The sequence below is a fragment of the Mariniflexile fucanivorans genome, from assembly GCF_004341235.1.
GTDB classification, from domain to species: Bacteria; Bacteroidota; Bacteroidia; order Flavobacteriales; family Flavobacteriaceae; genus Mariniflexile; species Mariniflexile fucanivorans.
Genome location: NZ_SLUP01000002.1, coordinates 528,662 through 551,020 on the forward strand (window position 1 = coordinate 528,662; position 22,359 = coordinate 551,020).

The 22,359-nt window shown below is 36.4% G+C and carries 12 protein-coding genes; all 12 read right to left on the bottom strand.

Features of this window, described 5'->3' with window-relative positions; translation table 11 throughout:
* Positions 1-71: 71 nt before the first annotated feature.
* The 12 genes from EV196_RS05785 to EV196_RS05840 all read right to left on the bottom strand — a co-directional run bounded on the left by EV196_RS05785 (position 72) and on the right by EV196_RS05840 (position 22,357).
* A complete protein-coding gene (locus tag EV196_RS05785; RefSeq protein ID WP_132216007.1) occupies positions 72-1,532 on the bottom strand; it encodes a sulfatase family protein in 1,461 nt (486 codons plus the stop codon).
* A gap of 41 nt (positions 1,533-1,573) precedes the next feature.
* The gene (locus tag EV196_RS05790) at positions 1,574-4,597 is read right to left on the bottom strand and encodes a T9SS type A sorting domain-containing protein (protein WP_132216013.1); all 3,024 of its coding nucleotides are present in this window, start codon (positions 4,595-4,597) and stop codon (positions 1,574-1,576) included.
* Positions 4,598-4,761: 164 nt separating this feature from the next.
* On the bottom strand, positions 4,762-5,856 hold the full coding sequence (locus EV196_RS05795) for an alpha/beta hydrolase fold domain-containing protein (protein ID WP_207902816.1): 1,095 nt from the start codon (positions 5,854-5,856) through the stop codon (positions 4,762-4,764).
* Between the two features lie 33 nt (positions 5,857-5,889).
* Positions 5,890-7,704: an arylsulfatase gene (locus EV196_RS05800; RefSeq protein ID WP_132216016.1), complete on the bottom strand. Its 1,815-nt coding sequence runs from the start codon at positions 7,702-7,704 to the stop codon at positions 5,890-5,892.
* A gap of 565 nt (positions 7,705-8,269) precedes the next feature.
* Positions 8,270-10,264, bottom strand: coding sequence for a putative glycoside hydrolase (locus EV196_RS05805; protein ID WP_207902817.1), 1,995 nt, complete (start codon positions 10,262-10,264; stop codon positions 8,270-8,272).
* A 48-nt stretch (positions 10,265-10,312) separates the two neighbouring features.
* Positions 10,313-11,959: a family 43 glycosylhydrolase gene (locus tag EV196_RS05810; RefSeq protein ID WP_132216019.1), complete on the bottom strand. Its 1,647-nt coding sequence runs from the start codon at positions 11,957-11,959 to the stop codon at positions 10,313-10,315.
* 39 nt (positions 11,960-11,998) lie between these two features.
* Positions 11,999-13,594 carry an alpha-L-fucosidase gene (locus EV196_RS05815; RefSeq protein WP_132216021.1) on the bottom strand — a complete coding sequence of 532 codons (1,596 nt, stop codon included), beginning with the start codon at positions 13,592-13,594 and terminating at the stop codon, positions 11,999-12,001.
* Between the two features lie 25 nt (positions 13,595-13,619).
* On the bottom strand, positions 13,620-15,206 hold the full coding sequence (locus EV196_RS05820; RefSeq protein WP_207902818.1) for a sulfatase family protein: 1,587 nt from the start codon (positions 15,204-15,206) through the stop codon (positions 13,620-13,622).
* An 18-nt stretch (positions 15,207-15,224) separates the two neighbouring features.
* Complete coding sequence (locus EV196_RS05825; RefSeq protein WP_165876110.1) at positions 15,225-17,057, bottom strand: alpha-L-fucosidase; 1,833 nt, start codon at positions 17,055-17,057, stop codon at positions 15,225-15,227.
* A 35-nt stretch (positions 17,058-17,092) separates the two neighbouring features.
* The gene (locus EV196_RS05830) at positions 17,093-18,871 is read right to left on the bottom strand and encodes an arylsulfatase (RefSeq protein WP_132216027.1); all 1,779 of its coding nucleotides are present in this window, start codon (positions 18,869-18,871) and stop codon (positions 17,093-17,095) included.
* A 243-nt stretch (positions 18,872-19,114) separates the two neighbouring features.
* Entirely contained in the window at positions 19,115-20,596 is a 1,482-nt protein-coding gene (locus EV196_RS05835; protein WP_132216030.1) for an alpha-L-fucosidase, read from the bottom strand.
* Positions 20,597-20,815: 219 nt separating this feature from the next.
* The gene (locus EV196_RS05840; protein ID WP_132216033.1) at positions 20,816-22,357 is read right to left on the bottom strand and encodes a RagB/SusD family nutrient uptake outer membrane protein; all 1,542 of its coding nucleotides are present in this window, start codon (positions 22,355-22,357) and stop codon (positions 20,816-20,818) included.
* Positions 22,358-22,359 lie beyond the last annotated feature (2 nt).

Here is a 22,359-nt window from a genome sequence, read left to right on the forward strand (position 1 = left end):
AACTTCCACATAGTGATTATCTTGGATATTGAAATTTTGTTATGGAAATTTCATTTTATGCCTATAATCTTTTAATCGTCTTCATTTTTATTTTCTTTACTTTTTTCCTTCTTTACTTTATCTACAGGCTTTACCTTGTTTCTTGCTGAAGACAAACAACTTTCCCTAGGTTTTTCTGGAAGTGTTTTTTTCCATTCATACACTAAGTCTAACAATTCTTGTGCCTTTTTAGGATTGGTATCGGCAAGATTGTGTTCTTCTTTCCAATCGTTTTTGATATCAAACAATTCATATTTTTCTCCCGTAACATCTACCACCAATTTATAATCTCCATCTCTAACTCCTAAAGTTGGCCACGTATAAACAAAATTGTCTCCACCTTTCCATTCCCAAAAAATGGGTTTACTTCTTTCAAATATGTTGCCTTTAAAAGCAGACATCATACTTTCACCGTCTGGTTGATACCCTTTTGGCATTGGAATATTTGCAGCTTCTAAAAAAGTAGGTAATAAATCTACTGCGGTTATTACAGCACTATTGTTTTTAACGCCTTCAGGAATAACTTTAGGCCATTTAGCAACAAAAGGCACACGAATTCCGCCAGCAAACAAAGAGCGTTTTTGACCTTTTAAACCTCCTGTTTCACCTACCGAATAATATTTTCCAAGACCTACTGGTCCATTATCATCGTCATCACCCTTCTCTGGTTTATGAAGTTTATCTTTCTCTGTACCTTCCCATTCTGGACCATTATCTGTCGAGAACACCACTAAAGTATTTTCATCAAGACCTAATTCTTCTAATAAATTTACAATTCTTCCAACAGCTTCATCACCTTCAGCTATTATAGAAGCATATACTTGTTTTTGTTCATCCAAATTACCAAACTTATCCATAAACTTTTCTAAAGGATAATGTGCCGTATGCGCCTCATGTAACCATAAATTGATGAAGAACGGTTTGTCTTTATTTCTTTTGATGAAATCTTCGGCATAATCGACACCTATAGAACCTGCCTTAGGAATATCAATGTTTTTAGAACCATTAAACGTTGCATACTCATCGTAACCGTAAGCGCTTTCTTTAGGCACATCTGGAGCCGCCCCTAAGTGCCATTTTCCAAAATGCGCAGTCACATAACCTGCTTTTTGAAATTCTCTTGGAAACGACATACCTTCTGGATCCATCCAATCTGGCATGCCTCTGTTTTCATGCGCTTTCCATCCTTGAAAATGTTGATGAATAGATTGTCTAGCAGGAAATTGCCCTGTCATAACAGCAACTCTACTAGGTGAACACACTGGGCTGTTTACAGTGAAATTGGAAAAATCCATGCCATCGCCAATCATTTTATCAATGTTAGGTGTTTTTACCCAAGTACTACCATGAGCACTTAAATCGCCATAACCCCAATCGTCAGCAAAAATGAAAATGATATTGGGTTTTTGACTTTTTGATTGTGTTTGCGCATAAATACCTATGGATGCCATGAGGCAACATACAACTAGAATTATTTTTTTATCAATCATCATTTTAATTTATAAATACAGTTATTATCTATTTATTAGATAATTTATTTCTTAATGAATTTTTCGAACAACATATTCCCTTCAGCGGTTTGTATTTTCAAAATATATAATCCTTGCTTTAAAGTTGAAATATCAAGTTCATTTTTTCCTTTAAAATCAACTTTTACAAGCTTACCAGTTACATCAAAAATCTGAACAGTAACAGGTTGTTTGTTTATGAAAATTCTATCTTTTGCTGGGTTAGGATATAGCTTGAAAGAGTCAACATCATCCTGTATTGGATTAGTAACGGAAAGCGTGCCTGCAAAGTCTACGAATACTGTTATACCTTCAACAGACCATTTATTAGTATCGGAATCATTACCTGTTCCAATAGCAAAATTTGCAATATTACTCACTGATGTAGCTAAGGTTAAATCGATGGTTTCGTATTGGTTTGCTGATCTCCCTGGATTTGATATTACTCCTCCAACTTTGAGCGATACAAAATCATTTACAGATTGTGAATTCCCTATAGAAATAGATTTAAAAAACATGGTAACATTATCCGTCGTAAGAGATCCTCCATTTGCATTAAAATCAACCATTTTAATATTGTTAATACTTTCTGTCCATTCATTATCACTCCCTCGGAATATAGTATTTTGAATAGCGTCTGTACCATCACCGATTCCCCATGACGTCGTAGTCGTTATACCTCCTGAAGAACCAGAATAAATACCTTTATCAGTTGGAGGTGTAACGTCGATAGAAATTCTATAAGTCGCTAGTCCATCTGGAGCCGTTTGTACTGCGGAATACATACTAGCAACAGTATTAATACCATAAGTTGTATTGGCAGTTGCTTTAATTTCAACATTTCCATCACTAATAATAGTTGCAATTACGTTGATCAGAATTTCAGCAGTTGTTGAATTGGTATCATCGCTGAGATTGAACGTAAAAGAATTTTCACCCGCATCTGAATTTATTGGAGTTCCACTTAATTTCCAACTATTTGCATCGGTTTGTTGAATAGTAAGCCAATCAGGTCCTGATGTTTTAGTAATAGTAAGTGCATCACCTTCAAAATCATAATAATCGGTTCCTAATTGCAAAGTATAATTATAGGCGAATGATCCTTTTCCATCGGTAAGATTAAGTATAGGTGAAGACCAAACAGGTGCTCCATTACCCAAATTAGTAAAACCTGCAACATGATCAACTGTAATTTTAATCTCTGTATCTGATGAAAGAATACCATCGCTAACATTAAATGTAAAAGAATTTTCACCTGCATCAGCAGCTGTTGGCATCCCACTTAAACGCCAAGTATCATCTGAATTCTGAGTTAAAACAAGCCAATCAGGTCCTGATGTTTTAGTTATAGTAAGAACATCTCCTTCAAAATCATAAAAATCAACACCAAGTTTCAAAAGGCTTCCATAATCCTTTAATGCTGTTGCTTTCGCAAGTACCATGGGATTCGAAAACCATACTGGAGTACCATCTCCAGGATTTGTAAAACCTGCAGGATGTGAAATCACCTCTAACTTCACTTCTCTGTTTGTTACTCCATCACTATCCTGAGCCATAAGTTCAAAGGTATAATTAGAAGCCTCAGATACAGGCGGAGTTCCACTTAACGTCCAAGTTCCTGTAGCTGTTTGACTAATTGTTAACCATGCTGGTAAAGTTCCAGACGCTGTAAGCCCGGTTATACCGACTCCTTCTGGATCCCAAAAATCTACGCCTTCAACCAAATTATGAGAATAAGGCTGACCTGGGTAAATGGCTGGCAAGATTGTATATTGTCTTGACCAATTAGGCTTTCCTGGTGATTGAAATTCTTTCAAATAAGTATCTGTTAGTTCGAACTGATTAAGCGCATAAGGTTGTAAAGTAAGCACTGGAGCATTTTCCAAATTTGTTCTAACAAGCGGTGTTCCCCAAGTGATGCCACCTCCATTTACAATGCCTGTACTAGTCCATTCTACGAATTGCTCATCTGTAAGACAAGGTGTATTTCCTGCATTCCACGATGTGGTACTCTGTTTAGGAAAGAAATGCGCAACTACATTGTCGTTCCAAGTTCTTGTATCATCTCTAAAAGCATAACCATTGTTGGTTTGCATGAACACAACTAAATCATGATTGTAAGTGTATAAAGCTTCTGGAACCACCATGTTACCTGCGCCGCCAAAAGGATGGCCAAACGTATAATCATCAAAAAGAGTTGCTGATGTGAATGGGTTTCCCTCTCTATCACCAACGCTGTTATTAAATGCAATGGCCGCGTTCGGATTCCCTGCATGACATGCATCTGCAAAGGCCTGATAAATTCGTTGATCGTTTACATCTTCGGAAGCAGGATCGTCTCCACACTCATCTTCCATAACATTATCTGCCGAATCAAAACACCACGCATCAATTAAATCTCCATAACGCTGGGCATATTCTTTAAGGATAAATTCTGCATAACAGAACATGTATTTACGTCTGCCATTACCTTCATGATAAGTTTGGCTATTAATAAAAGCTTGAGCCTCAGTGTTAGTATCACACCACTCCATCCAGCGTGCTGAAACGTCTGGGTAATCTGCTTGCGTATCTTCGGGAATCCTTGCTAATAAATTATAGGAATTCACATAAATCTCTGTTCTTAAACCCGCAGCCCTAAGGGCCTTGAGCCAACTTAAAAGTGGATCATCAACTGATTCCCGTGGAGCCACCAAATTAATTGGATCTCCATTAGCATCTGTATCACCTTGCCATAGACTTTCAATGATAGGATGTGGAGCTACATGAGTTGGAGAAAAAATATTTGGGCTTGTTAATGGAAGTTGAACATAATCAACCGTTCTAATATCTTTAATTTGGGTTAAAAAGTCATCAATTCTTATGCCTTCAATGTTACCGTTGAAAGTACGCTCGGGCAACCAAAGCATGCCCAATGCGCCTCGCATCCATTCGGCACGTAATCCTTGGTTTGGATCTGGTACTTGTGCCTCTACCTTATGGAAGGTTATTATTAAACAAGCCATAAGGAACCATAAATTAGACTTTTTAGTTGGTAGTGTTTTTTTCATAATAAAAAAGATTTATTTAGTTAGTATATAGTTTAGTTTGATATTCAATTCATATTTAAGAACAATGTTTTAAGCACTTTGATTTTTCTAATAAATAATATGTTCCTTGAAATATTTTCACTAGCAAATCATATCCTCTCATTTTACCTTTTAATAAAAAATAGTTATTTGTACCTCAAGAAAAAATCTACTGTTTTTTTTGTGATTTCTTCAAGAGTTGGGTTGATGTTTCCTCCAGCTTTTCGCCAATTATGTCCAGCATTTTTTACAATGAACAAGTCAACATTGGCACCTATACTATCTGCCTTCTCTTTCATATGGTAAGCATGCCCTACTGGTATTGTAGTATCATTATCTGCTGCCATCATAAATAATGGCGGACTTTTTTTGGTTAAATAAAATATGGGGCTCATCTCTCTATACATAACCTGTATTTTTTCGGGATCTGATTCTTCTTTTGTTATTCTAGAACTGAATCTATCTGCTTCTTTTGTGGGATCATCGGTTTCAAATAATTTTTTTATGGTGAAATCAGATGGTCCGTACCATGAAACGCCAGCAATTACTTTGTATGGATTTCCGTAAAGGTTTTCATCTCCTTTAAAATCGTTAGGGTTTGCCAACGTAATCATTTGCGCTATGTGCCCACCTGCCGAATCTCCTAAAACATATACCTGATTTGCGTCCAATTTCAAAGCATCGCTATTTTTTGAAATATATCTTAAAGCATCCATGGCATCAATAACACAATCCCGCATTAAAACAGACTTCTGCCTAGTGAGGCGGTAATTGATTGATACTACTGCAAAACCTTGTTCTACGAGTTCTAAAAAAGGTTCTTTAACTGGAGATTTCATGATGTTTTCCTTACTCCCGTTAAACCAGCCCCCACCATGTGTATATAACATGATAGGGTATTTTTTAGTTTCTGGTTTTATTGTGGGGTAATAAACATCTAAATACAAATCTTCTTCTTTTGTTGTTTTGTATTTAATATTTAAAATTATATCGCCTTTAGTTTCTAAATGTGGAATTTCAAATTTTGAAAATTCTTCTAATGTAATCTTTCCATTATTATCGGTATCATGCTGTTTTATTTGAGTCCAAATCCGTGATAATTCATCTCTTTCAAGCGTGCCGTTTTTATTGCTATCCAGTTTTGAAAATTCATTTTTAGATACCACTTTTTGGCTAGAACTCTGTGCTTTGAGCCCTATTGCAAAACCAATGGATAAAACATATATTAAAAACCTTTTCATAATTTTAATGTTACCATTTACTTTAACTCTATGCTATTCTTTGCTTTTTTCAACATTCACATAAAAAGCATTTGTTAATGTGCCGTTTTCCATCTCAAACCAAGCCAATAACTCGGTTTTTCCTTGCTCAACGACGAAATCTATATCTGCAGATTGACTCGCATTATTGGCCTCAACAGAAACTTCTTGGTCTCCTATTTTTAAAAATGCTTTTTTAAACTTCATGGCTTTTCCAATACTTCTACCATCGGTTGTGGGAGTTGCCGGTATTTCATCTAAAATTTCAGCTCCTAACGACATGCCACTTTCAGCAGGCCAACGTCTTAACTTAAATGTATAGTTACCCGGTTTTACGAAATTCACGAAGAATGGTGCTGGTTTCATAGGCTCTCCTTTTCTTATCATTTCTTGATTCCATGGCGGGAAATAATCAATTGTTCTCGCATCATGACAGGTAATAACATCTTCTTCACCAACTCCTAAATCGATGGTAGAGTATTTAGTTTCTTTTATAACACTATCCCACCATGTGTTATAAAAATCATTCATATTGGCCACTTTATCAGGATGTTTATCAGCTAGGTTTATTTTTTGTCCTGGGTCGGTAGCTGTGTTATACAGTTCATTTCCATTAACCAATCGCCAATCTCCATTCATAACACAACTTTGTTTTCCTTTTACTGGCCATGAAATCCTTTGTGTATCTGTTACTAAATAACGATCCTGAATTTTGGATGTACCCAATAAATATGGACTAATATCTGTTCCATCCATTATTTTTTCAGAAGTATAGTCAATTCCCGCCAATGAAGTTAATGTTGGCAGCATATCAACATGCGCCGTAAGATCTGAAAGTGATTTTCCTCCTTCTAATTTTCCATTTGGCCATCTAATAATGAAAGGCACTCTATGGCCGCCTTCATATTCACTAGCTTTTGTACCGCGCATTCCTGCATTGTAGCCATTAACCACTCCCGTTTTCTCATCAACATGGTATCCATTTGATGTTCCATTATCGGTAGTAAAAATAACAATGGTATTATCTGCGATTTTTAACTCATCTAGTTTTTTAAGCAGTCTAGAGAAGTTATCATCTACATTGGTAATCATGCCATAAAAACGCTTTTGCGTTTCCAATAAACTTTCTTCGTTTTTATATAAATCATAATACTCTTGAGGCACATTGAAAGGAGAATGCGGTGCATTTAAACTTAAATAGCACAAAAATGGATTGTCTTTTTTATTCTCAATAAACTTGATGGCTTCATTAAACCAAACATCCGTACAATAGCCTTTTACTTTTTCTGGTGTTCCATTTCTATGATACATATCATCAAAGTAATCATTATTCCAATAATCTGGGGTTTGCCCAACACCGCCACCGCCATGGTAAAAGGCTTCTTCAAAACCACGTTCATTGGGCGTGAAAGGATGATTATCCCCCAAATGCCATTTACCGAACATGGCTGTTTTGTAACCATTGTCTTTAAAGACATCGGCAATAGTAACTTCTTCCCTATTCAACAAAGAAGCGCCCATAATGGTATGCCAAACGCCGTTTCTATTACAATTTCTACCTGTTAACAATCCAGCTCTTGTGGGTGCACAAGTAGTGCCGACATGATAATTAGTTAAACTTACAGACTGTGCTGCAAACGCATCGATTGTTGGGGTTTTAATAATGGTATTTCCGTTATGACCTAAATCGCCATAACCCTGATCATCGGTAATTACAATAATAACGTTAGGTTTTGTGTTTATAGCTACGATTTCTTCTTTTTTAGATTTACACGAAATCATTACTGTAAACACGGCTATTAAGCCTAAACATTTGTTAATTCTTTTCATAATATATTAGCTGTATAATTTTATTGATATTAATGAGTTTGATAATCTAAATTACGATTATTTCATAATCTTTGATTTAACAAATAAATAATTATCCAAACCAATCTAAATGAAGAGGTATAAAACTTGTATATCGAGTCTAATATTAAATTATATATTCTCATGTAGAATATACCTTAAAAAAGAGCTGTAAACCAAAAACATTCAAGAGCATTATCCTGTATCTCACTGGCATAAATTCTTAAAATTGAGATGAATTTAAAAGCTTTTAATAAAAATTAGACTGATTTAACGTAATTTAATGACTTCAATTTAGTTTAGTTCTTACAAATTTGGATAAACTATAGAAAAAACATTTACTCATATCATGCTATTTACTTGCATGATTTGAGTAAACCAGTAAAAACATTCAAAATTATAGTGTTTACAGGGTTTTTCATCTTCAAAAAAAACATTTTTATTAATTCTGAACGACATATTTAACAGATTATATTGAAACCGTAAAAAGAAGCCCTTTTTGATTTCTGCTTATTTAAAATCAATAAGTGGTATGCTAAATGAAATTTTATCGCCATTTAATCTTAGCTTCCCTACTTTCAGTATTTATCCATACACTGGCATGCTCAAATTCGCGGGTAAACTCCCAGCCATTTGGTGTTGTTCTTTTGTAAGATCCTTTTGGAGCTCCTAGTGGTTTTTGTAACTCGGGGTAATCTACTAAGGCTCCGTCTGCCAAAGCCCATCCCCAACTGTACATAAAATAGGAGTATGGCTGTGCGCCAATTAGGTAACAAGCCAAAGCGTACTCTAATTTTTCTTGTGAAATTTTTGGCATCACCTGATGCTTTTCTTCGTTGGATATATTCCGCAAAAAACCACGGTCGTGCCCTTCAACCCCAAGACGAAACACAGAAATTTTACCTGCTTTGGCATTTCTAAGCATATTATTCCAATCTGAAAGCAGGTTTTCTTTGTTATAATGTACAGCACTATAATTTTCAAACATTAAGGCGTCGCTTACGGGATATACATATTTCGCATTATTGTCGTTAGCATTATTTGCCAATAGTATTGTATCGTCTCCCAACTGCTTTTTAAGGTTTGTCATCATCTCTCCCATAGCTAATTCAATTTCAACTTTTTTGTCTTCCATTAAATTGGCATTTCCGTGCATTTGGTCAATAAATACACCATCACAACCTGATTCCCTAACACCTTTTGCAACGGTTTCAACCCACCACGCTCTGAAATCAGGATTCAAAATATTAAAAAGAAAAGCGGTGTGCTTTTGTGCCAATGCTCCCGTATTTGGATTTTTTATTAAAAACTCCTTAAGCTTGGGAGCCGAATCTATATTTTCATTTGTAAAATCCTTACTGTAAGATGTGAATGGCCACGCCAAGGCTGCATTGAAGTAAAACAGTACTTTCATATCTGGTTTGATGCTTTTAAAAGCTGTGGCATCATGCTTAGCTCCTAATTCGGCAGCTCCTAGCTCATCATAACCATGCGACTTTTCAATACACACGAAATCGGTTCGCTCTGCAATAAATTTAACTTCTTCGGGATGCAATACGCGCTCTTTATCTCCAAACATAAAATATAGTGGCGTGGTTTCCCAACTGAATTTGGGGTAGAAATCTTTTGGAACAAAACTGCTTCCATCACTGTTTTCATATATGGGTGACTTTTCCTCATTCGATGTTTTTCCATCAATCACATACCTGTTCCAAAAGGAAGCGATATCATTTGCTTTGTCTCCAATATTAAATATTTGCCAGATTTCAACAGTATCTGAAAAATCAAGTCCTCCAGCCGCAATAGTTTTATTCGTCCAAGACGATTCCCATTTTTTACAAATTTCGTCAGCCATGGCCCAGAATTTTCTGGCTTCAGCATTTTTATTTTCCGAAGACTTCGCCATATTTAACCATTTGGTTTCGGAAGTTTTGTATTCAGGTGTACCATTACAACAGGTGTTGCCATCCGCAATTTTTTGGTAAACAGTATTATTTTTTACCCAATCTAATTTGGGCGTTCTTGTTTGGTTTTCATTCCACTTACTGTGTTGTACCACAATAACATTCTGGTTTATTGTTGATAATGTTATGCCGTCTGCAATGGCTGCTTTTAGAACGTCATGGGTAAAATCAGACTGTCCTGCTTCTTGTACAAAAACTTTTCCACCAGCATTTAAAACCGCTATAACCTTGGTATTGGTTCTTTTTACTGAAGCATCCCAATTGGTATGGGCATCTGTCCATTTTTCATTCTCAGCACCAAATAGGACATTATAAAAATCAGGTACCGCAATAGTGATGTATTCGAATTTATCTTGTTTTCCGTAAGCACCTGCTACCGCATAGTAATTTATCCCTTCAAGGTCGGGATGTTTTAGCATACACGCCAAACCTGCTGCCGCCATCACATCATCTTCATCGGGTTTAAGGTCGAAATTCGCCAATAACAAGTCGGTATTCTTATTAAATGTTTGAGAAATAACGTTTGAAATACTTATTAGAGAAACAAGAATGGTAATTATTAACAGTTTAATTTTCATAAGTTTCATGTTTATTTGAAAAGTTTTTTTTCATTTGTATAGTTTTCATCATTTCACTTTTAATACGACGTTATCCCAATAAGCAACTCCTTTGAAATCATCAGATGGCAAACAACGCAATTGTAATTTTGATACCTCCCCGCTGTTAAAAACGCCTTTAAATTCAACCCACGCACCATTTTTTGTAGTAGAATCAAGTTCAAACTTACAAGTATCATCGAAGTTTCCATTGGTATCGAATACTGCCCGACCCTTTGTACCCGCTTCTATCTTCATTTTAACACTTAGTTCATATGTTGTATTTGGAGTCAATTCCACGTTTTGACTTATTTCCTTAGCATTTTCATTTCCTTTAAATTGTAAGGCATAGTATCCCGTACCTGAATCATCCAAATATTGATGATAAAAATTAGGTGAGCGCGTTACCCAGTATTTCAGTTGATCATGTGTAGAAAGTTCGAATGAAGGGTTTTTTACAAGGTTTTCTACTTTCGATTTTGATATTTTTATGGAAGAAATCACATCATTACAACCTATGTTATTCAAATCAATTCTATCTTCTTCAAAACTCCAAGATTTTCCTTTGAAATTATCTTTTTCAAAACATTCAACGATGAATCCTTTTGGAATTTGAACTGAGGATATTTCATTTTGAAGAATGCCAAGTTTATTCATAGCTGCTTGATTATAGTTACCAACTGACAAAGTTCCCATCATCCCATTAAAATTAATATCTTTATGAAAGGTTGGTAGTTGAACTCCCAAAGTTTGCTTTACCATTTGAATGGTTCCATCTTCATTAAAATAAATCGGATCAAAACAAATAGAACGATTAGGCCCTATCCCACCAGATAAATTTCCGTTATGGTAAAATAAGTACCACTGACCTTTGTATTCCACTGCTGACCCATGGGTAGTAATCACATCGGTACTATTCAGAAAGACTTCATTATGTTCCCAAGGTCCTAACGGATTTTTACTCATAGCATAACGCATTTTGTTAAATTTCGGAAAATCGTCTGGGTAAATCAAATAATAAATGTCGTTGCGTTTGAATACAAAAGGCCCTTCACGGAGACCATCAAGACCAGTTTGTTTGATTAGTTCGCCATCAATTTCCATCATATTTTCTTTGAGCTTGACCCCAAAACACTCATCATTCCCTGCTATATATAAATACGCCTGGTTGTCGTCGTCAATAAAAACACAGGGGTCGATAAGGCTAGGTAAATCCTTTATATAACCCTGTACTTTAAAATCGGAAGCTGGTTTTGTGCTTGTAGCAACGCCAAACTTCCATGAAGCTTTAAAATCGGTACCAGTTGGATGCGGAAAATAGTAATAATATACCCCATCTTTATAGGCGCAATCTGGGGCCCACATAAAACCACCTTCCTCACGGCCCCATTCTACTTGACTCGAATGGAGAATTTCGCCATGGTCTTTCCAAGTAATCATATCATCTGTTGAAAACACGTGGTAACCATCCATGGTTTTATAGCCTCTGGCTGGTGCATTATCCGTAGATGGATAAACGTACAACCGACCATCTTCCCACACATGTGCTGAAGGATCGGCAGTAAACATGTGGCTTACAATGGGGTTGGAGCGTCTGTTCTGGGCATTAAGGTATAATCCAGATGTAAAAAGCAAAATCAGCACGTACAGTGAGAATATTTTATTTTGATTCTTCATTTTAGTTTTTTTTATTATAATAGTTTTAGGTTCTTCATATTAATACCCTTTTACCGCTTTACGCACCTGTTTCATAATCTCTATGCATTCCGGATTAAAAAAAGGGTGATGGGTTGTAACATCAGGTGTCATAGCCAGATTAATTGTTATGGGCATATTAGCTTCATCGGCTGTTTTAAATATTTCTATATATTCTTCAGCAGAAAATTTAGGTTTTTGGGTAAAGGTTCCATTCTCTGTCCTGCTAGACCATCCATCCATGTAAAACCAACTTGCTGGATATTGCCCTTCTAATTGACCGCCTTCTTCAAATAAAAATGCAGGTTGGATTTCGGGCACTCTCCCCGATCCATCGGAAACCACCAAATCACTAAAAGGCGTTAAGTTTGGAAATAAATTTTGACTAAAACCTACCGGAGCATTTGGGTTACCTGCTTTAATGGCATTTGCCAATTTTTCCCATGGTGGATCTAACTGATAAACTTTCCATCCGCAGTCATCAATATAACCAGCTGTTGTTGCTAAATCTTTTCCATATCGAAGGCTCACTTCTCGAAAATGGGATTCTAAAAAATCAAAATAACCTGACGGATTCGGAGTATTGCCATTCCCATAAGTGTTGCCATACAAATCCTCCATACCGCTGTTGGGATTGTAGTAAAGCATTAAACGGATGTTGTGTTTTCCTAAGGCATCAATCAGCTCCCTGATTAAATCACGTTGGCAGGTATAACCGGGTTTGATATTGTCAATCGTGTTGCTAGGTCCTGGCCAATGTTGTGTACCATGCGCACAGGTAAAGGTTACCCATGAAGCTCCTGTTTCTACTACTTTTTCAACAAAGGCATCCACATCGAATGCATCCACTAATTTTTGATATTGATCTCCTAACTTCGGTCCACCATAAAAAGGAGATGAAAGGGATGAAAAATGTACAAACAACCCATACTTACCATCGACCATCCATTGCACATCGGCTTTCATCGATTTTGCACGTTCTTTTATTGCTACTAAAGCTTCTGGAAGTACCAATTCTATTGACCAAAAAGCAAAAGGATTGGGTTTTATGTTTGCATTGGCATTGATTTCGGTATTTTCATCTACTTGTTTAGCATCGGCAAAAGTTATAAGTCGAAAACTGATTTTATTTATACCTTTTTTAAGGATTAAATCTTTCTTCAAATAATGCCTTTGTACAATGGGTCTGGTTTCCCAATTTTTGATATTGGCTTTTTCGACTATTGTGGTTGCTCCTGAGGACACTTCAAAGGTAGATTGCGACAGAATATCGTTGCTGCCAGTATATAATAAGGCGACGCTATATTTTGCTTCGTATGGTGCTTCCACTTCCCAGGTCAATACATCATTTTCCGTATAAAAACCACGGATAAATGCATTATTAACAACAGTTGGCGTTGGTCTATCGAGGTGATTCAAATTCCCTGTAAGTTGTGCCCTAAACCCCATGATTGTGGTAATATCATCCGGCCTGAGTTCCCAAGTTTTTGGCGCCCAATAGGGATGGATAACGCTTTGTTTGGAATTGGTTTGATTCTGTGCAAATACGTTCGATTTTACACAAAGCATAACAACCGCAAACATTCCGAATATTTTTATGGCAATCAAATTCTTCATAATAAACCGTTAGTTTATGTCACTTTTAAAAATCTTCCGTAACAAAAGCAGCCTGAACCCACGGAAATGAAATGGAATCGTTTTCTTGAGCCTTTCCTGGCGTACTTCTTCCTTCCTTAATTTGCTTAATAAGTAATAGTTTTAGTTCCTTAACTTTATCTGGATATTGTTTTGCCACATTTTCTTTTTCTCCAATATCTGTTTTTAGATTGAATAGGATATGTTCGGGAAGCTTCTCTTTTAATTTCTCAGGTTTGCCAGCAGCGGTAATCCCTGAATTTGGAGAGACGATCAGTTTCCAATCCCCTTTACGAATAGCAAAAATTCCTTCTTTACTATGGTGGATGGTTTCTTCTCGTTGGTATCCCTCTTTCTGATTAAAAAGTGGCATCATGCTGTAACTATCTTCTGCTTCGGTATCTTTTAACTTGTAATCAACTAAATCGGCACAGGTTGCTATAAAGTCTGTGGTACAAATGGTGGCATCAGAAACCGTATTAGCTTTGATTTTTTTAGGCCACTTTACAATAAACGGTACCCGATGGCCACCTTCTAAACAACTCCCCTTATAACCATTGTAAATATAACTCGGGTTGTGACCTTTGGCTTTTAACACCTTAAAATTTGCGTTGGCAGCACAACCATTATCACTAGTAAAAATTACTAGCGTATTTTCTTCAATGCCTGATTCCTCTAGTGCTTTAAAGATATTTCCCATTAAATCATCTATCATTAATACAAAATCGGCATACGGATTTATGTTGCTTTTTCCTTTCCAAGGTTCAATAGGTAGAATGGGATTATGCGGTGCAGGCAAAGGAAGATAGATGAAGAACGGTTTATCTCCTTGGGCATTTTCTTTTATAAAGGAAACCGACTTTTCGACAAATACCGGCAACACTTCTTCGTGTTTGAAATCATCTGAAACATCCCCTTTTATCCAATAAGCATAAGGGTTTTCGGCTCTAGTTCTTTCAGAAATACTTGTCGGCTCCATCACCACTTTATCATTCTCCACATACACAAAGGGAGGCATATTTAAGGATGCAGGCAATAGGTAAGAGTAATCGAAACCTAAATCTAAGGCTCCCTTTTTTAAGGGTTTTGAATAATCTATTTGTTCGAATGGGTACTCATCCTTAATGCCTGAGTAAAATTCTAATTCCTGACTACTATCTTTCAGTGTCCAATTTAACCCCAAATGCCATTTGCCGATGTTTGCAGTTTTATAACCATTTTGCTGTAACAAATCTGCTACGGTAAAGCGGTCATCTTTTATAAGCATAGGTGAAGTACCCCAGGTTACAAATTGCTTTAGCGGAGTTCTCCAGTTATATCTGCCCGTTAAAATACCATATCTGGTTGGTGTGCAAACTGACGAGGAAGTATGTGCATCTGTGAACCTCATCCCTTCCGCAGCCAATTTATCTAGATGGGGCGTGTAAATTTTACTATTTTCGTTATAAACACTTAAATCACCAATACCTAAATCATCAGCTAATATGTAGATAATATTTGGATGACTATTATCAATGGATTTTGATTGTGCCATTCCAACAAAACCCCCAAACGTTAGTATGGCACAGCTGAGAATTCTTTTTAATTGATTCATTTTTTATAAATATTTATTTTATTGTTGTGTAGGAACAAGCTCTAAACCTTTAAATTTATAGCTTCCTTTAGATGCTTTTGAAGCAGGTATTTTGGGATAAACTGTTAATTTATGAACTCCAGCCTCCTCTATTTTTATACTGCCTTCCTGTTGCTTTTTAGTCAATTTTCCCATTACACCTTTCGCATTTAGAACGATCGAATCATTAGCTGCCTTTAAAGTATAAACAAAAACATCATTGCCAGTATCTTCACTTATTACTTTGAAAGTTCCGGGTTTCTTTACGTTCACAGTCCAAATTAAACCTTGTTTGGTATTCTCACCCCAACGGTGTGTAACTTGTTCATCATAATCATAACTGATGCGTCTTATTGCAAATTCACATTTTGAAACTGGTAATTTGATGCTTCCGTCCTTTTCTTGCTGAAGGGTTTCATCAATAACTTTGGCCTTTTCATCTGCAATTTCCAGAACAATCACAGTTACTCTTGACTGTTTTAACGCATCCGAAACCGTAACACTCAATTTTTCGTTTTCTTGTTTGAAGGTTAATGCTTGTTTGGAAGCATCTGCCAAAACATAAGCGTTGTTCACTTTTGATAAAATTCCGTTTAGCTTCGCTTGATTATCTTCCCAATCTTTAATGTGAAGATAAATTTTACCGGGTTTGCTGGTGATGGCATATGGTGGAAACTTTAATGGACTTGGGTCGGCTCCGTAGATGGCTTCACCATTTACTTTCAGCCATTCTCCAATAGCATTAATACTGTTTACCTGTGATTCTGGAATGGTGCCATCTGGACGCGGTGCTACGTTTAATAAGTAAACCCCACCATTCCCAACGATTCTGCATAAACTATAAATAAAATCTGAATAATCTTTGGATCGGTCAAGTTCTGCGCCGCGTGATGTATAGCCCCATCCATCTTTTGTAACCGATTCATGTGTTTGCCATGGTACTTTTAAATCGGGCAACCAAGTTGATTTGCTCACACTTGGGGTTGTACCATTATCAATCGATACATCAAAATGACCGTAGCCATTTCCTAGTCGGGCATTCACCAAAGCTCCTGGTTGATTTTCTTTTACGGCATCCATCATCAATTGGCTTTGTTCATCAGTAATTTGAAAAGGCGTATCGAACCAAACCATAAAAATATCGCCATAATTACTGGTCAATTCCTTTATTTGCATCACCGCTTTTTCTTTGAAATAGGCATCAAATTCATCGGCTGGTTTTATGACACTACCAAAATCCCAATCATTACCAGCGCCCCCTTTTTCATGCCAGTCTTGATCCTGTGAATAATAAAAGCCCAACTTCATATCTCGTTCTTTACATTCTTCGGCTAACTCTTTCAAAATATCACGGTTAAAACCTGCAAAATCAAACAAGTTATAGGGGTGCTTGGATTTGTACATGGCAAACCCATCGTGATGCTTTGCGGTAAGCACAATAAATTTCATGCCCGCATTTTCGGCAATATCTACCCATTCTTTAGCATTGAATTTTTCAGGCTTAAATTTTCCGGCTGCTTCTTTTTCATAATCGGCTACGGGTATAAAACTTCGCCTCATGATCCATTCTGCAGCTCCTTTTTCGCCTTTCCATTCCCCTGCGAGTTGTGCATAGGGTCCGAAGTGGACAAACAAACCAAATTTATCTTCATACAATTGCTTCATGTTTTCCCTGATTTCGGGCGTATATGCAGACATTTGTGTTTTCCCAAAGTCAACGTCTCCTACTGTTTCGGTAACATAATCAATCGTTTCCTCTGCATTTTTTTTATTTTGGCAACCAAGTTGAAGCAAACTTAAAACAGTTATAAGGGTAAAGATTTTATGAAACATTTTGTCTTTATTTAAATTTATCATGGCTCCAAAAATTATAATTTTTCTATATAAACATAATAAGCAGGATGTACTCTGCCGTCTTTATCCGTCAGTTGTGCTTCCATATCGTATTTTCCTGCTGGGATATTCCCTGTGAAGGTTACCTCAGCTTGCCCAGGCTCTATCCTTATTGATTTTTCCAAATTGGCTACGTACAAATAAGCTTCAACAAAATCATCTTTCACACTGGCAGCCATAACTTTCTCAAGTTCTACTCTTTTTTTCTGTTCCGGAAATGTTTCATTAATAGCCAATCCGCTTTCTCTAGGAAACCTACGGAGTGAAATAGCATATTTACCATCTTCAACAAATTCAATTTTCCATCTGCCACTGGCTGGAACGCCTTTGGCAGCTCCATCTTGGTGCCATGAACCGTTGTGCCTACCTGTGAACATATCGTGGGCAGAAATTCGACTTGGATTTTCTTTGGGCGACCCTACTTTTATGTATCCATATCTTTCGTTGGGTCCTTCGGACATGATGGATTGCCACCAATTTTCATAACCTACTTTTAAACGCGCTGCTACTTCTGGGTTTTGTTCTATGATGTTTTTTGTTTGGCTGCGATCCGTATTCATATTGTACAATTCGTTTCCATTTATCAAACGCCAGTTAGCATCCATAACCGTGTAGGTTCTATATTTTATCAGGTTTTGCATTCGTTGGGTGTCCATGTACAAAATCCTGTTTTCCCAATTAGGATTCGTATCATACAACAAAGGTTTCAAACTCTTTCCATCGAGTGGTTTTACAGGGTTAAAATCGAAACCAAATAAATCGACAAAAGTGGGTAGCAAATCGTAATGTGCTACTAATTCATCTATATTTTTGCCACCAGTGAGTTTTCCGTTAGGCCAGCGAATAAATAAGGGAACCCGGTGTCCGCCTTCATAAACACTTCCTTTACCGCCTTTCAATCCTGCATCAAATATTCTATTTCCTCCTGCGGTACCGTTATCTGTTGTAAAAATTAGAATGGTATTGTCGGTTAATTTTAAGTCGTTTAATTTCTTTTCCAATAATTTGAAATTATCATCAATGTTGGTAATCATCCCATAAAACCGTTGAAACCGCTCTTCAATTTTATCATTGTCTTTATAAATATTAAGATATTTTTCCGGAAGATTCAGTGGTCCATGTGGTGCATTGGTAGCGATGTAACAGAAAAAAGGTTTGTCTTTGTTAGTCTCTATAAAATTTAATGCTTCTGAAAAGAATACATCCGTACAGTATCCATTGTATTTTTGGGGCTGCCCGTTGTGCCAATAGGTATCATCGAAATAATCGTTCCCCCAATAATCGGGACCTTGGGTGATTCCCCCTCCGCCATGACGAACTACTTCATGAAATCCTCTGTCTTCGGGACGATACGGGTAATTATCGCCTAAATGCCATTTTCCAAACATGCCATTTGTGTAGCCGTTTTGAGCAAATATTTGTGGAAGAAGTACCTCATCTTCAAAAAGTAAGGATCGCCCCGTTATGGTATGGAACACGTTAACGCGGTTGGTATGTCTACCAGTCATTAAAGCACCTCGGGTAGGCGCACAAGTGGTAGATACATGATAATTGGTAAAACGAACCGCATCAGAATAAAATTTATCAATAGCAGGTGTTTTGATATATGGATTACCCATGCATGCGAGATCCCCCATACCCTGATCATCAGTCATTACAATGATTACATTGGGTTTATTTTGAGCCGATATAGCTGTTGGTATTACTAATAAAAGAAAGGTGAGTAATTTGAATGTATTACGTGAAATCTTCATTTTAATAAATTCTTTATAGTTATTATAAAATCTAATTGTAGCGTTCTTAATAAATTAAAAACCTGCTGAATTCAGTCAAACAAAAAGAAAATACTTCTTCTAATTGATTGAATTTTGGGATTAACGATATACTTGAATTACCTGAGTACATGCTACATTAAAACACCAGAACACTCACGCAATCCTAATTGGTTCGGAACTATTATTGGCCATTAAATTTTGAAACCTAAGACTACTTTTTGACTATTTAGTAGTTATTTTAAATCCGTTGACAATTTTACCTGGCAATGTTTTTGGTAACGTAATAGTTAACGATTCATTAGTGCGTTTCCAATTAAGTTTTTCTTTACTTCCCATTAATTCAATTTGTTCAATCTTACCATCAAGAATTCCGCCATCGTTGAGTGTTTTTATGACAATATCTTTTTGAGGTGAAGCCAGTACAAATGCATAAAGAAAACCATCCTTCGTTGTAAAACGAATATCTTCTTGAGTATAATCGTTATGATTTTCACCTTGACGTCCGTCCTTAACCTCTAAAGGTCCTTCACCAAAAATTTTCCAAGGACGTGAGCCATAAATACCCTCTCCATTAATTTTAAGAAAATCGCCAAAAGCAGTCAGGTAGCCAATTTGTTTTTCTGGTATAGTTCCATCACCACGAAGTCCGATATTCAGCATCACAACACCGTTTTTACTTATGGCATCCACAGCATTGCTAACCATCACTGGAACACTCATCTTATTAATGGAATTTTTATTATAAAACCAATCTCCTGAAAGATCTGTTGCCCATAACCAAGGTTCTGGCTTAATTTCTCCTGCGCCGCCTCTTTCTAAATTATAGGTAAAAGCAGATCTATCTACTGTGGGATCTTTTAACGAAAGCACGACTGTTTGCTTGCCATTATTTTCTTTTAAATCTCGATTTAAGTAATCAGAAAAAAGTTTTACACCAAGTCCTTTGCCCGGTCCTATTTTAGGAAAAGGAGCATCGTTGTTGAACATATCTGGATCGTATTTTTCAATAATCTCCCAGCAACGTGCATACCAGTGTTCGTTCCAACTGTCTTGTGATGCAAACTCTTTTGGGTCGTAATCCATGTTAAAAAGCTTCCATTCTAAAGTGCCTTCTTTTTGATATTTTCGAGCAGTAACCCACCAACCTGGAGACCAATAAAGATGTGTTGAAATTCCAAATTTAATTCCATGCTTCGAAGCGGCTTTTTTCCATTCCCCTAGAACATCTCGATGCGGTCCCATATCCACAGAATTCCATGGATGTGAAGAATCATACATGTCAAAATTATCATGATGTGTTGCTACAGGCATAATAAAACGGGCTCCATTATCCTTAACAAAGGCAACCAAGGCATCTGGATCCCAATTCTCCCCTTTAAACAAAGGAATCAGTTTTTCGTATCCAAACTCCTTCAATGGTCCGTAGCGTTTAATATGCCACTCTGATAATACTTGCGCCATTTTTTTTCCACCTCCATACATATTCCTACCATACCAAGACCCATCAAGTGGGCGATCTTCATCAACAGCTGAAGGAATACCCCAATGAAACCACACGCCTAATTTACCATCGACTAACCATTCTGGAACGTGATAGTTTGCTACCATAGATTCCCAATTGGGTTCAATATTGTTCTTAGTTTGACTAAAAATTACAGAATGGTATATGAATATAATTATTGTAACTAAATGCAGTTTTTTCATTATTTAAAAAATATTAGTTCATACTTAAAAAATCAATATTAATTTCTGAACAAAACAATTGATTTTATTCAATAATTTCTCACTTAAAATAGTTTGCCAACACTAATAAAAACTTTAAAAATGGGGACAACTAATAAAATAAATGCGTTGTACCCTTTAATGTGCAACGCATTTATTCATAATTATAGAGTTATTGATTATTTTAAGAATCTATTTCAATTAATCCACCCATAAAGGATTTTGCTTTAAAGCGCCACCAATAGTTTGACTTTGAATAAGATCATCAAGTGGTACTGGATATTGTGTATACCTGCCTGCTGGAGCATTAGCAATAATATCTGCCTCAGCTTGTGCACGTTTTATAGCTTCTGTTGTTGCTCCTGCAGCTAATTCAGCAGCTGGCAAGCCAATTACTGTAGAATCTAGTATTCCCCATCGTATAAGATCTCTTTTTCTGCCCCAATAGCCTTCTCCACACAACTCCCATGCTCGTTCATTACGAATGTCTTGAATTGTTATAGAGCTGTAGTCTAGTAAACCTGTTCTTTTTCTTATTGCGTTAATGGCATCCAGTGCTGCTTGAGAACTTCCATCTATCATAAACTCTGCTTCAGCAAGTAATAAATAGGCATCTGCTAATAAAAATATACGGTTTGGTTGACTTGAATTATTTGTAGGGTCTTCTTCTGCAAATAAAGGATCACTAATAGGTACAGGCCCACTCATAAGTTTTGGCATATATGTCCATGCGAATTCAACGACTTTAGTAGTACCATTTAATGTATAATGATCCCATACATTATAAATTTTTCTTTTATCATTATCGTCATAAGTATTAGCAAAACTCTTTCTTAAGGTAAAAGGTGCAGACCCATTGGTGATACCTACTTCTGCAAAGGAAGGCTTTGCTTTTGCATCACCAGCAAGATTAGGGCGTGCTACTGTATTTATATTACCTGATATATCCTGCAGGTATTGTTTTCCAAAAATAATCTCTGAATGAATTTCATGTCCTTCTCTGTACTTATCTGCATAATCAGCATGTAATTGATGCGGAGATTTGGTAGTTACTTCAATAAGTTCTGTACGAGCTTCATCCCATTGTTTCAACCAAATATGAGCATGCGCTTTTAACATACGTGCAGCCCAAACTGTAGGTCTTCCATCATTATCTCCCCAAGTTTCTGTAGATAAATATCCAGATGTGATAGCTTGATTCAAATCCTCAATCATATCTGAAATAATTACCGTATCCTCTGTTTGCCCTATTAAGGAAACTTCTTCAATGTTAGTCAACTCATCTACAACATAAGGTACATCACCATAAGTAGTTGCAAGGTTTATATATTGAAATGCTCTAAAGAAAAGTGCCTGCGCAGTTACCATTCCTTTTACCTCATCTGATAAAGAGGATTTCTCTATACTTGCCAAGACTAAATTAGCATCTTTAATAGTGCTATATTGAGTATCCCATTTAAGTCGATTATCACTCACATCAAAATCGTAAGCACCAAACTTATGTGCAGCAGCTAAGCTTACTCTACCTGAAACACCCACATCGGTTCCTAAGAAAAAAAGAAAATTTGCATTTCCTACTTCCTCATTTAACTTGTTTAAGGCTAAAGTGGCCTCAGCTTCATTTTTGAAGAATGTTTCAGGGGTTAATAAACCTTTTGCATCTTCATCTAAAAAATTATTACAACTGATGGTTAAACCAATTATGGCAATCATCAAAACTTTGGTTATATATTTATTTTTCATTT